The organism is Pontibacterium granulatum (genome assembly GCF_029961155.1).
GTDB classification, from domain to species: Bacteria; Pseudomonadota; Gammaproteobacteria; order Pseudomonadales; family Balneatricaceae; genus Pontibacterium; species Pontibacterium granulatum.
The window spans coordinates 42658-55711 of sequence record NZ_JASBRH010000004.1; the positions used below are offsets into that span (position 1 = coordinate 42658).

Annotated in this window: 10 protein-coding genes; 4 read left to right on the forward strand and 6 right to left on the reverse strand. The window is 55.9% G+C overall.

What is annotated here, in order from left to right; all coding sequences use genetic code 11:
* Positions 1-60: 60 nt before the first annotated feature.
* Genes QKW35_RS04905 through QKW35_RS04915 form a run of 3 tightly spaced genes read right to left on the reverse strand, consistent with a single transcriptional unit; the run spans position 61 to position 5307 of the window.
* On the reverse strand, positions 61-1416 hold the full coding sequence (locus QKW35_RS04905) for an HlyD family type I secretion periplasmic adaptor subunit (RefSeq protein ID WP_282351158.1): 1356 nt from the start codon (positions 1414-1416) through the stop codon (positions 61-63).
* The gene (locus tag QKW35_RS04910; protein WP_282351160.1) at positions 1403-3598 is read right to left on the reverse strand and encodes a peptidase domain-containing ABC transporter; all 2196 of its coding nucleotides are present in this window, start codon (positions 3596-3598) and stop codon (positions 1403-1405) included. Before QKW35_RS04910 ends, QKW35_RS04905 begins: the two co-directional genes overlap by 14 nt.
* A gap of 2 nt (positions 3599-3600) precedes the next feature.
* Entirely contained in the window at positions 3601-5307 is a 1707-nt protein-coding gene (locus tag QKW35_RS04915; protein ID WP_282351162.1) for a peptidase domain-containing ABC transporter, read from the reverse strand.
* A gap of 463 nt (positions 5308-5770) precedes the next feature.
* Here QKW35_RS04915 and QKW35_RS04920 point away from each other — a divergent pair, with 463 nt between their 5' ends.
* Positions 5771-6574, forward strand: coding sequence for a tetratricopeptide repeat protein (locus QKW35_RS04920; RefSeq protein WP_282351163.1), 804 nt, complete (start codon positions 5771-5773; stop codon positions 6572-6574).
* 354 nt (positions 6575-6928) lie between these two features.
* On the forward strand, positions 6929-7396 hold the full coding sequence (locus tag QKW35_RS04925) for an RDD family protein (RefSeq protein WP_282351164.1): 468 nt from the start codon (positions 6929-6931) through the stop codon (positions 7394-7396).
* A gap of 77 nt (positions 7397-7473) precedes the next feature.
* Here the strand turns inward: QKW35_RS04925 and lptG are convergent, their stop codons facing one another.
* Together lptG and lptF are read right to left on the reverse strand one after the other, a co-directional pair.
* The gene (gene lptG / locus QKW35_RS04930; RefSeq protein WP_282351165.1) at positions 7474-8544 is read right to left on the reverse strand and encodes an LPS export ABC transporter permease LptG; all 1071 of its coding nucleotides are present in this window, start codon (positions 8542-8544) and stop codon (positions 7474-7476) included.
* Positions 8541-9656 (reverse strand): LPS export ABC transporter permease LptF, encoded by a 1116-nt coding sequence (lptF, locus tag QKW35_RS04935; RefSeq protein ID WP_282351166.1) that lies wholly within the window; start codon positions 9654-9656, stop codon positions 8541-8543. The genes lptG and lptF overlap by 4 nt, the downstream gene beginning before the upstream one ends.
* A 253-nt stretch (positions 9657-9909) precedes the next feature.
* On the opposite strand from lptF, the gene QKW35_RS04940 reads away from it, so the two are divergent.
* Positions 9910-11403: a leucyl aminopeptidase gene (locus QKW35_RS04940; RefSeq protein ID WP_282351168.1), complete on the forward strand. Its 1494-nt coding sequence runs from the start codon at positions 9910-9912 to the stop codon at positions 11401-11403.
* 1 nt (position 11404) lies between these two features.
* Complete coding sequence (locus QKW35_RS04945) at positions 11405-11839, forward strand: DNA polymerase III subunit chi (RefSeq protein ID WP_282351169.1); 435 nt, start codon at positions 11405-11407, stop codon at positions 11837-11839.
* Between the two features lie 64 nt (positions 11840-11903).
* On the opposite strand, the gene QKW35_RS04950 is transcribed toward QKW35_RS04945, so the two are convergent.
* Positions 11904-13007, reverse strand: coding sequence for a PrnB family protein (locus QKW35_RS04950; protein WP_282351170.1), 1104 nt, complete (start codon positions 13005-13007; stop codon positions 11904-11906).
* Positions 13008-13054 lie beyond the last annotated feature (47 nt).

Consider the following 13054-nt stretch of genomic DNA (forward strand, 5'->3'; position numbering starts at 1 on the left):
TGACCCAGGATCCGCACAAATAATCAGGGAGTGACGCGACTGCCACTCCCTCTGCTCGGATCAACGCTCGCGGAAGGCGTTGTCGAAACCACGAGTAACCGGACGCAGCAGGTATTCCAGGATGGTTTTCTGGCCGGTCTGAATATCCGCAGTCAACGTCATCCCCGGCAGTACATTCAACTCACCCGGTTGCGCCCCCAGATAGGATTTCTCCATCCTGATCTCGGCCCGGTAGTAGGGCTGGTTCTCTTCATCCAGGTAGGTGGATGCAGAGATCTGGCTGACCGTCCCTTCCAATGTACCAAAACGGGAGAAGTCGTAGCTGACAAACTTCAACTTGGCGCGTTGCCCGGTATGCACGTGACCGATATCCTGCGGCAGAATCTTCGCCTCCACGATCAGATCCTCGTCCACCGGCACCAGCTGCATAATCACCTGCCCCGGTGCAATCACACCGTTGGAGCCGGTTACGCTCAGGCCCTGTACGATACCTGCGGCTGGTGAGCGCACTTCCTGGCGCTCATCGCGTGCTTGCAGTCGGATCAGGGTACTTTCCACCTCCGCCAGCCTGCTGGTGACCTGACCCGCTTCCAGTTCGATATCCCGGTTGAAACGCGCGATCACATCACGCTTACGCTGCTGGGTTTCCTTCAGGGCGTTACGCGCCACCGCTATACCGTCTTCGGTCTGCAACAGCTCGTTTTCCACCTCGGCCACCTTGGCACGTGCTGCCAACAACTCCGACTTGGAGACCGATCCACGTACTACCGATGCTTCACGGATCGATACCTGCTCGCGGTGGATCACCAGTTCTTTCTTAAGGGAAGCGGCCTGGTTGCGTTGACGACGCAACTCATCACGACGCTGCTGAATCTGGCTCTCAATCACCGCCATCTCGCTGGTATGGCTATTCACCTGCGCCAGGTAGATGGTTCGCTGGCGCTCCAACAGGTCGCGATATCCTGACGACACCTGCGGGAAGGATGGCGGACGACGATCGATCAACGCTTTGAGGCGCTCTTCCTGCAGCCGCAGGCTGATGCGACGGCTCTGCATCTGCTGCAACTCAGATGCAGACGTTGCCGGATCAAGACTGAGGACAAGCTGTCCTTTTTTCAGGTAGTCGCCATTGCGTACCTGCAATTCATTAACGATACCGCCCTCCAGATGCTGTACTTCGTGGATCGATCCCACCGGCACAACTTCACCCTGTGCCAGCGCCACTTCATTCACCTCGGTAAAGGCACTCCAGATGATCACAGCAATCAAAAACAGCATGCCCACAAAGATCGACACTGGCACGATAAACCGTGGCGTAGGTTCTTCCAGCTGGATCGCCTGCGCCAGAAAACGCGCGCGGGCGCGAGGCAGTGTCGCGGTCTGCTCCGAGGTAAATACCGGCTTATTTTCCTTCACGAAGACCCCCTACCAATACCTGCAAAGCCTGTTCCGGCTCACCGACAAACTTTGTCATTCCTTTTTCCAACACAATCACTTTATCCGCCTGACGAATATGGCTCGGCCGGTGTGTTACAACCAACACGGTTTTCTTACCTTTCAGCGCACGCAGCTGAGAAACCAGTTTCATATCCCCTTCGTGATCCAGCGCCGCGCCCGGCTCATCCAGGATCACCACCTGCGCCGAACAGACAAAGGCGCGCGCCATAGAGATACCATGCACAAATCCCGGCGTCAGGCGTCGGGTACGTTCATCCCCGATCGGGGTATCAAATCCCTGCGGCAACGCCAGGATGTCATCCAGGATACCCAACGATTTGGCCACATTGTGTAGATCCTCATCGGTCGCCAGGACGTCATTCATACGGATATTCTGAGCAATGGTACCGTGGAACAGCTGCGCGTTCTGCGGCACATAAGCGATGGACCGGCGCAGGTCGCGGACGTTCATTTGACGAATATCCTGATCATCCAGGGTCAGGCTACCCGCCTGTGGTTTGTACATCCCCGCAATCAGTTTCATCAGCGTTGATTTACCGGAGCCGGTGTCGCCGGTAATGGCCACCATCTCACCCGGTTCAGCTACCAGCGATACACCGGTCAGGGCCGGGTCACCGCTGGGCGAGTAACGGAAGCTGATTCGGTCGATCTTCACCCGGCCTTTCAGGCCCACCAACAGTACGGAGGAAGCGCGGCTGTTTTTTTCCACCTCCAGCTTCATCAACTGGTTGATCTGCTTCACTGCGGCCATCAGCTGCTTAAAGCGCCCAAAGCTGAGGAAGGCTTGCTGGATGGGTGACAGCACTTTGCTGATCAACACCATGCTGGCGATCAGGGCACCCACCGTCATATCTCCGGCCATCACCGAGAACACCCCGATCACCAGCACCGCCAGACCGCCGATCGCCACACCAGCCTGAGACACGGCATTGATCACCGCACTGGCGCTAGCCGCTTTGTAGTTAGCGGTGGCGGATTCGGCGGAATATTCACGAAAGCGCTCCAGCCAGGATTGCTCGGCTGCAGCCCCCTTAATCTCGCTGCGTCCCGACAGGGACTGGATAAGCATCTTCTGCTTATCGTTGCGCGCCTGACCGGTGCGCAACACCCGTCTGGCACTGACCGGCAACCAGCCCAGGCCAAACACCAGGAACAGGATTAGCATCACCACCGGCACCAGCGCGGCCCATCCGGCAATCACGGCGATCACCGCGATCATCAGTGGGATGAACGGCAGATCCAGCAGGATGGAGGCATTACTGCCGGTAAAAAAGTCCCGCACACTGTCAAACTGCTTAAGACGTGCCAGCTGCGCCGCCATGGTGGAGCGCTCGGTCAGAATTGGCGGCAAACTGAGTATCTGCCGGAACGACTCCACCCCGATCAGATAATCCATCCTCCCGGCCATGGTGCCCAGCAATTTACCCCGGTGGTAACGCAGCACCGCATCGGACAGCAATAATAAAGCGATCCCAGCCGCCATACTCGACAGCGCATCCACCGATTCCGCGCCGATCACCTTGTCATACACCATCATGATAAACAGCGGCACTGCCATGGCGATTACATTGATCAGGAAGGTCATACCCAACAGCCAGCCGAACAAACCGCGGAAACGCCCCAATAGCTGGTCGAACCATTCGCCCGGCGCTTTGGCGGATACGGTTTGACCATGGGTGGTGTTGATATGGGTAAAGAGGTACGCGCAACCCTTGCGGCTATCCAGCGCAACTACCACCTCTTCGTTTTGGGAGGCGTCAAAGTAACGAACCTGGTCGCCTTCAGCCCCCAGCAGCACCAGTGGCCGATCCTTTTCATCTACAAACAGGCAGGGATAAAGCTCCGACGACAACTGATCCAGTCGCCCCTTGCGAGGCATGCTTTCGTAGCCCAGGCGTACCAGGATATTGCGCAAGTCCACCAGCTCCAGGTAATCGGAGAAATGTGGCAACGCCTCAATCAGCTCACGGGCATAGTGGTTCCAGCCCAGGGAGCGCAACAACGGCAACAAACAGGCAGCATAGGGGGACTCGGACTGCAGGGTATCGAGTGTATCGGTGCGTAGCGCGGCGGTTAGGATCTCGCTCAGTGCATCACTTTTCTGCTGGGTAACCGGTTGTTGTTCGTTAATCGTATCCATACTCACTCCGCTACCTGGTGCTGAGCCGATTGCTCGGCGGCTTGTTGAGCCTGGACCTCTTTACGCCGCTGTAGCGGGATCAACTCGCCATCACGCAGTTCATACGCTTTATCACAGATGCGAAGGAACGAAGGACGGTAGGAGACCACAATCAGAGTACGGTTGCCGCGAATACGCTGCAGAAGATTCAGCAGCTTGGCATCGTTCTTCAGATCAAAGTTGGCGTTGGCGTCATCCAGAATCATGATGCGCGGATCCCCCACCAACGAGCGCACCATCAGGATTTTCTGTTTTACCGCCTCGGAGAGCGGATCAACCGCAGCGCCGCCCACCTGAGTATCCAAACCATCTGGCAAGCGCGCAATGATCTCATCCAAACCAAGATGACGTGCCAGCGCCAGCGCTTGCTCAATCACCTCACCGGAGCGGAACAGGGTCATATTCTCGAGAATAGTGCCTTCATAGAGGGTGCCATACTGCGGCACGTAACCGATGTAGTGGCGCAACACCTCCGCGTCGTACTCCGACAGCGCCACATTGTCGATACGGATCTGGCCTTGTTCAGGCTTGAGCAGGCCGGCCATTAGCGCCAGTAAAGTGCTCTTACCCGCGCCATTGGCACCCGTCAGCGCCACCGCACCACCGGCGGGCACATCAAAGGAGATGCCTTTCAGCAGCCAATCTTCTGATTCCGGATAGCGGAACCAGACATCGTCCACTACCAGCTCGCCACGAATCGGTTCAGGCGGGATATACGCACCGCTCTGTTCGGGCGGCAGATCGCTTAGCTCCTTAGCCTGTTTCTGAGCAATTCGCACACTCTGCAGTTGCGTCCACAAGCCCATCGCTTTCAGCCCAGGTGCCAGTGCGCGTCCGGTCAGCATGGTCACCGCCGCCAGCGCACCAATACTCAGTTCACCATCAATCACGATGAGCGAACCAACGGCAACCACAAGCACCATCGCCACCTGGGAAAACGTGCTACCAACGCCCTGCACCACACTGTTGATATGTGCCAGTTCGTACACACCTTCCGCCGAGCGCTCCTGCAAACGCTCATAGCGTCGCATCATCAGCGACTCCATCGCCATCGACTTGATGGTGTGAATATTGTTCAGGGATTCGATCAGGAAGTTCTGGCGGTGCTGTTCGGTTTTGTGGTTAACCTCCAGCGCCCGCTCCAGCTTCTTACCCAGCACCACCGCCAGCAGGGCAAACAACACCATCAGTGTCGCCGGAATAAACACCAGCTCGCCACCAATAAACCAGATCAACGCCAGGAAAAGAAACGCAAACGGCAGGTCGAGCAGCAATAACATCGACTGACCGGAGAAGAAACGCTGCAGATCTTCCACAGACTGCATACGGGACAGGTAATACCCTTGCGAGTGCTGGTTATAGGCCAGTGAATCGGCATACAACACACGGGAAAACACACGCATATTGGCCGAGTGCTCAAAGCGGGCGCCACTCCAGGCAAGGATCATCGAGCGCATAACCTTCAGCAGGATCTCCAGCAGAATCACCCCACCAATACCGGCCACAAGGATCGAAAACGTATCCAGCGCCTGATTCGGGATAATACGGTCATACGCCTGCAACACCACGATTGGCATCGCCATAGCCAGCAGGTTTACTCCAAAGGACGCGAGAAGCACATCTATACGCAGCCAGTTGCGCGGCGTCTCTATCCCCACCTGATTCGACATATAAAACTCACTGCCTCCATTCGCAGCTATTATGGGGTAGAGTCGATATCCATACTAATCTCCCCCTTTCCTTATCCAATTCGCACCAGACAGCAACACTCCTATCGGCCTTCAAACCAAAAACTCCAGACAGCCACCTCGTTAAGCGGCGAGATATCGCGACAGGAGACAGCCAGGAAAACCCAAAATACCACGATTCGTTACCGATTTATTCGCCCCATCTCGCCTGATTCACATCAAAAAACAACACCAATCCCACCCCCTTGGCCCAAGACCTCTGCCTATTTTTCCGCTTTTGCGGTAGAATCGCCGCAATATTAGATTAAGCTAAAATAGCATCACCGCATAAAGGGCACAGATCGCATATTTTTGCGGCTGATCCTGTTCATTTTCTCATCAGGGCTAACGCCGTTATAATAGGCGCCAAATTTTCGATCCCAAACTAGCTATGGGCGACGTTTCGATGACCAAAAAAACGCTTCTTGCAGCAGCTCTGCTGCTTAGTTTAAACACCCCTGCACTGCTGGCAGCCGATCTCGGCAAAGGTGCGCGCGCATTTGATACTCAGGATTACTCCACCGCACTGAAAGAGCTGGAGCCACTGGCGAAAGAAGGCAACGCTGATGCGACCAACATGCTGGGCAAGATGTACGAAAACGGCTGGGGCGTAGCTAAAGACGTCGAACGTGCCAAACGTCTCTACACTCAAGGTGCAAACGTAGGCCATCTGGAAAGCGTAAACAGCCTGCGCGCCCTGAAAAACAAGGAATACCAGGTCGAGCTGAAAACCGTAGTGCCTGCAGCTGAATCCGGCGATGCCCATGCCATGAACCGTCTGGGTGAGATGAACGAATTCGGCTACGGCCTGAAACGCAACCCGGCTGATGCCTTCAACTGGTACAGTAAAGCCGCTGAAGCAGGATTAGTAGCCGCACAGCACAACATCGGCCGTTCCTACAACTTCGGTACTGGTGTAGAGCAGGACTTCGCGGAAGCCGAGCGCTGGTACCTGGAAGCTGCGAAGAAAGGCCACACAGACGCGATGTTCTTCCTGGGCACCCTGTACTCCAATGAGCACGGCATGGACTCAAGCAAGGACAACAACGTGATTGCTTATGCCTGGATGCACAACGCAGCACAGCTGGGCAACGCCACCGCCGAAGCAATCGAGCGTCGTCTGGTTATGAAGCTCGACAGCGACCAGATGCAAGCGGCTAAAGACTTGGCTGAAAGCTACCACAAACTGTACGTAGCCCCTTATAAATAAGCATTTTAAGCCGGTAAGCTCCCGAGCCACAGAGTCCTGCTGTGGCTCTTTCCTACCCATTAAATACCTGTCTTTGCTCACTGCTCCCAGCAAATAAACCGACCACCACTATCTTTTGGTTAAATTACAGCCAGCCAAAAGCCCAATGATAGGATGCCGCCCCGCTCCTATAGCCAACGCTCTATGCCGGTAATCACATGTGCGGTATGGCTATCCTCGTATCCGCTTGCGCCCGTTGAAAGCAACGCCCAGAGCGCTGACTAACACACCTGTTCAGGGCTGCTACTTATTCAACAGCGGCCCTGATAAAATGCCAGCCCACATTGATTAAACAACCACCGCCGGATACAGATTATGCAACGCCGTCGCTTTCCCGAAACCTTTGACCAGGTCAAAACCGCCCCTCCCCTCAAGCGTCTCGGCGCACTGCTGTACGACTTCATGATCTTTGTGGCGTTGGTGATGGTACTCACCGGCATTCTTATGCTGATCAATAACGAAGCCCTGGTGCAAAACGTTCCGGTCTTTCGTTCCATTCTGTTTGTGGTGCTGTTCGTTTTTTACTCGTTCTTCTGGATCCGCTCCGGCCAAACACTGGGCATGCTGGCCTGGCGCGTGCGCGTACAAACGCCTGAGGGCGAACACATCAGCCTGACGCAGGCCCTAATCCGTTTCCTCGTCGCAGGAGTTTCGTTTGGCTGTGCGGGACTGGGTTACCTCTGGATGTTCATCAACCGGGAAAAAATGGCATGGCCTGATCTAGCCTCAGGCACCTGTGTTGTCGAACTGCCAAAACCAGACAAAAAGAAGACGAAGAAGTAAAAACCCAACGTTCAGAAATACAAAAAGGCGACCTGGTTTCAGCGTCGCCTTTTTTAGTGCTTCTATTGACCGCAGATTTACCCAGCCCTGCGGAGTAAGCGCCAGCCAATCAGGAAGCTAAGCAGAATCGGCAACAGTACCCCCGCCAACGGAGGCAGTCCGTAGACCGTACTGGCGGGCCCCAGCAGGTCCTGCAACAGCTTAAACACCAAGCCCACGATAACCCCCGCAATCAAACGCTGACCCACAGTTACGCTACGTAGCGGTCCGAAGATAAAGGATACCGCTACCAGAACCAGGCCGGTAATCGCCAGCGGTTGCAGCACTTTGCTCCAGAACGCCACCTGATAATCCGCTGCCGACAATCCCTGCTCATCCAGATAACCGCTGTAGGCATGCAGGCCAGAAATGGGCAGATTACCTGGCTCCATAATAATGGTGGTCAGCAGCGACGGGGTCATACCGGAATCCCACTGCTCGCTTTTCTGGCGCACGATACGGGTGCTATCAGCCAGAAACTCGGTATCCATAATGTTACTCAACGCCCAACCGTCACCGGTATACACACCGGTTTTGGCGTAGCTTGAGCGCACAAGCTTCCAATTATCATCAAACTGGTACCGGGTCAGACCAAAGAGCTCTCCGTTCGGGGAGATCGCACTTACATACAGGAACGTGTTGCCTTCACGGTGCCACACCCCCTGTTCCAAACTGGATGCACCACGACGCCCGTTAGCCACCTCTATCGTACGGAAGCTCTGCGCCTCCTGTTCGGTTTTAGGGACCACGTACTCGCCCAACGCCAGCGCCAAGAGAATGATCACCATTACCGGCTTCATCACTGCGGTGATAATACGCAACGTGGATACACCCGCTGCACGCATCACGGTGAGTTCAGAGGTGGTTGCCAAGGTGCCCAATCCCAGCAAACAGCCAATCAGGCTACAAAGCGGAATATGCTCGTAGATGCGGCGTGGCGCGGTCATCGCCACGAAGTAAAGCGCATCGTTAAACTGATAACCATCGGTTAGGTCCGGCAGCTGATCCACCAGTGCGAACAACAGGTCCAGCCCCACAATCACCAGCATCACAACAAAGATCGCACCCAGTACGTGACGGCTAATATAGAGGTCAATGCGGTTCATCATGCAGCACCTCCTTTACGACGCAGGCGCGGCATCGGAATACGGTCAAACAACCGGCCCCAGAACCGCCCCGCAAACAGCAGATTCAAAGCGATCCCCAGGAACACCAGATGCACGGCATACAGCACAATCACGTCCGCTTTGCCATCTTCGACCTTACTCCGGGCCGTGCTCAGTAACATCAAATAGAGAAGATACATAATGATCGACGGCAGCATCTTGGCGTAACGCCCCTGACGCGGATTCACCTGACTCAGTGGCACCGCCAACAGCGTCACCACCAGCGCCAGAATGGGAAGGGAGAAGCGCCAGTGTAGCTGCGCCTTGTCAACACGGTGGTCCGAAACCATCAATTCTGCGGTGGATTTGGCCGACGCTTTGGTCACACCTGAAATGATTTCGGGCGGGTTCAGGCGCACACCGTATTTACTGAAGGTTGTTTCCGTGAAGTCTGCCCGCCCGGGATGGCCCTCATAGCGCACACCGTTCTGCAGCACCAGAAATTCCTGACCGGTTTCACCTTCACTGCTTTTCTGACCGGACTCCGCTACCACAATCGCAGGCACACTTTTGGCGGTACGTTCCATCAGAAAGATACGCCCCAGAGTACCATCATCACCGACATGGTCTGTGTAGGAAACGCGACGGTTCTTGCCGGTATGTTTCTGAAAACGCCCAACGGTCAGGCTTTCCAACTGGCTACGGGATTTCTGTTCATCAAAGATACGCACGGTCTCAGCCGCGCCCATCGGGGATACCCACAAGCTCAACAGGGCGACGAGTCCTGCGGAAAGGAGAGCCGGCCCCATGGCATACCCCACCAGCCGCTTTTGGCTGATGCCACAGGCGTTTAGCACCACCATCTCACTTTCGAGATAGAGCCGGCCATAACCGAGCAAAATCCCGAGGAACAGTCCGAGCGGCAGGATCAGCTCGAGGAAACCCGGGATACGATAAGCCATGATCTCGAAAAGGACGTCCGCAGCAAGATCACCGGAAGCAGCTTCAGAGAGGTACTTAATAAAACGTCCGCTGACCAGAATCAGCAATAAAACACCGGTCACGGCCACTGTGCTGTTGAGCACTTCCCGTGCCAAATATCGAAAAACGATCACTTCCGCTACTCTGTTACGAACTGAAAAATGGTTTATAGTGGGCCGATAATTATCCTTTAATCTGTACCCAATGTCTTGCTCAGAGATCTGTAATCACCTGATAGATGACAGATAAGCGTGCAAAACCGTTCCGGAGCGGGATCACACCAAGCTGTGAATCCATTCCGAAGATCATCCGTAATACAGGATCCGGAACGGATTGGGCGATACAGAATCGTAGGGCCTGTTAGCCGTCTGTTTTAATGGAGTCAGCATGGATTTTGAAATTGTTAATGGCGATGTTGCCAGCTGTGAAACCGAGTGTCTGGTAGTTGGCATTGAAGCCGACGGTCAGTTGTCCCCATCAGCGCAAGCACTGGACACGGCCGCTCAGGGCTACATCAGCGATATTGTGGGCGGTGGTGATATTCAGGGCAAAACGGCAGAAACCCTGCTGCTGCAAAAGGTACCGGGTGTCAGCGCACGCCGTGTCCTGCTGGTTGGCCTGGGCGCAAGTGACGAGCGTAACGACCGCAACTACCGTAAGATCGTAAAATCAGCGATGGGCGCGATCAAGGGCGTACGCACTGAAAGCGCAGTGTTCTCCCTGGACGGCCTGGGCAGCAACGATGACGACCAGTACCGCCAGCTGCGCCACCTGATTGAGTGGGCCGGTGCCGAGTTGTACATCTACGACGAAACCAAGAGCAAAAAAGCCGATCCGCTGGCACTGAACAAGCTGGCGATCCTGCTGAGCGAAGATGACACCGAGCTGGGCGAATACGCGCTGCTGGACGGTGTTGCGCTGATCAACGGTATCAGCACCGCGCGTGACCTGGGCAACCTGCCGGGTAACATCTGTACCCCGACCTACCTGGCGGAACAGGCGATCGCCCTGGCTGCGGAACACGAAGCGCTGGAAACCACCATCCTCGACGAAGACGAGATGCGTCAGTTGGGCATGCACTCCCTGCTGTCTGTAGGTAACGGCAGCGACCAGCCATCCAAGCTGATCGTGATGCACTACAAAGGTGGCTCCGAAGAGGACAAAAACCACGTGTTGGTCGGCAAAGGCATCACCTTTGATACCGGCGGCATCAGCCTGAAACCGGGCGCATCCATGGACGAGATGAAGTTCGACATGTGTGGTGCCGCGTCCGTATTTGGTGCCATGACCGCCCTGTGCGAAATGAACCTGGAGCTGAACGTTGTGGGTATCGTTGCGGCAGCGGAGAACATGCCAAGCGGTCGTGCGACTAAACCGGGCGACATCGTCACCACTATGTCCGGCCAGACCGTTGAGATCCTGAACACCGACGCGGAAGGTCGACTGGTCCTCTGTGACGCCCTGACCTACGCCGAGCGTTTCGAACCGGAAACCGTGGTTGACGTCGCTACCCTGACCGGTGCCTGCATCGTAGCCCTGGGCCACCAGGCAACCGGCCTGCTGAGTAACGACGATACCCTGGCCAACGACCTGCTGGAAGCGGGCAATCAGGCGGCGGACAAAGCCTGGCGTCTGCCGCTGTGGGACGAATATCAGGAACAGCTGGATTCCAACTTCGCCGATATCGCCAACATCGGTGGACCACCAGCGGGTACCATCACTGCAGCGTGCTTCCTGTCGCGCTTTACCAAGAGCTACCGTTGGGCGCACCTGGATATCGCCGGTGTTGCCTGGAACAGCAAAGGTAAAGAGAAAGGCGCAACCGGTCGCTGTGTACCTTTGCTGACCCAGCACCTGATGAACCTGGCGGCTGAAGACTGATATGACTGAAGCGGACTTCTACGTCCTGCCGGCCTCCGACCCGGAAGCCCGCGCCCTCTTCCTGTGCCGTTTGTGCGATCGCGTACTCGGCACGGGCAAGCAGATGCATATCCACTGCACCGGTGAAGAGGAGGCGGCCCATCTGGACCAGCTGTTATGGGAACACAAACCTGAAGCGTTTCTGCCCCACGCCATGATCGGCGCCGACACCCCGGCCCCGATCACCTTGGGTTGGGCGGATCAGCGTCCGGATCACCAACAGGTGTTTGTAAACATGGCGCTGGATCTGCCGGAAGATGCCCTGAACTACGAACGAATCCTTGAGATCGTGGTACAGGAGCCTTCCATACTGCAGGCCACCCGCAACAACTACCGGCTTTACCAGGACAAAGGCATTACCTCCCGCATGAACGACATGCGAAAGAAGGCCCGCTAAGCTGTATCAGGCCCCGTTCGGCCGATTGTCTGAACGGGGTCACATCCTACACTGCCTGATCTTTCTATCCCCTCACCTGGTGCTGGCGTGTCTCGTCGATCAGGTATTTCAGCCACTTCAGATACGGTGTCCCACCGGTGCCCTGCGGGTCATTGCAGCGCCGTGCAATGTATTTGATCGCCCAGTGGTAATGCACCTCCCTGAACTCCGCCATCTGCTCCAGCACCTGGTTAAAACGCTCCCGCGAGGCCACCGGCCGCACATCGGGCAGTTCTCTCACCGCATCCAGCCAAATCACGTGCTCCCTCGGCATATAGTGGCGCATGTCATTCAGGTGGCTGATCAGCCGGTTGGGCTGATGGGGAATCTTCATAAACTCCACCAGCGTGGGCATCACCGAACTCTGCGCGCCGGTTTCTCCCCGGAAGTTCACTGTTTGCCCCATCGACTCGTAGGTCACATCCCGGAACTGACCGATATAGGGTCGGAAACGGCTGAAGTAGAGCTCGTCCGACATCTTGTCCGGAATACGACGCAGCACCTGCAGGATGTTGTCCATCGCAGACGAGATCTGCTCCAGACAGTTATCCACAGCCTCCTGATCGGCAAAGCTGTTGTCCTCTTCCAGTGTCAGGATCGCATCGATAATGCGTGCCGCGTGCGCCTCGATCTCCACATGCACCAGGATAAACCAGTGCTCATCGTACAGATGCACAAAGTTCTGGAGGGTATCGATGTTGCCCAGTTCAATCCCCCGTGTCGGATCAAAGCGCTTCCAGTTGAACAGGGCATAACCGTCGTAGCTCAGGATCGGCGGGCGCCCCAACAACTCGGTAATTTTGCACAGTGGCCGGGCGATATTGGCGGGCAATGAGTGCGTGACCGGCTGGCCGATCTGGTTGATGTAGCCCGAAGCGATAAAGCCCAGACGCAGGTAATACAATCGCGCCTGCGGCAGCAACACGGGCGGTATATTGGGGTGGGGCCACTCGGGCAGGGTCTGGCCACGCAGGTAGGACCTGAACTCGGGTTCCAGCAGCAAACTGGGCAGATCATGACCGATATTATCGAGAATTTCGTACTTATCCCCGAGGGTTAACCGGGTGTCCGGGTCCTCCGCAGGCAAGAAACCACGCTCGCGAAGGCCGTTGCGAAGGTAATCATGCATAAGGATTTTCCCCCTTCTGCTCGATTTCGATGTTAGACCGCAAACTC

What these genes read in the sequence shown, in the direction of transcription:
- QKW35_RS04910 (WP_282351160.1), bottom strand. Translation starts at nt 3,598, where the DNA reads ATGGATACGATTAACGAACAACAACCGGTTACCCAGCAGAAAAGTGAT.
- QKW35_RS04915 (WP_282351162.1), bottom strand. Translation starts at nt 5,307, where the DNA reads ATGTCGAATCAGGTGGGGATAGAGACGCCGCGCAACTGGCTGCGTATA.
- QKW35_RS04920 (WP_282351163.1), top strand. Translation starts at nt 5,771, where the DNA reads ATGACCAAAAAAACGCTTCTTGCAGCAGCTCTGCTGCTTAGTTTAAAC.
- QKW35_RS04925 (WP_282351164.1), top strand. Translation starts at nt 6,929, where the DNA reads ATGCAACGCCGTCGCTTTCCCGAAACCTTTGACCAGGTCAAAACCGCC.
- lptG (WP_282351165.1), bottom strand. Translation starts at nt 8,544, where the DNA reads ATGATGAACCGCATTGACCTCTATATTAGCCGTCACGTACTGGGTGCG.
- QKW35_RS04940 (WP_282351168.1), top strand. Translation starts at nt 9,910, where the DNA reads ATGGATTTTGAAATTGTTAATGGCGATGTTGCCAGCTGTGAAACCGAG.
- QKW35_RS04945 (WP_282351169.1), top strand. Translation starts at nt 11,405, where the DNA reads ATGACTGAAGCGGACTTCTACGTCCTGCCGGCCTCCGACCCGGAAGCC.
- QKW35_RS04950 (WP_282351170.1), bottom strand. Translation starts at nt 13,007, where the DNA reads ATGCATGATTACCTTCGCAACGGCCTTCGCGAGCGTGGTTTCTTGCCT.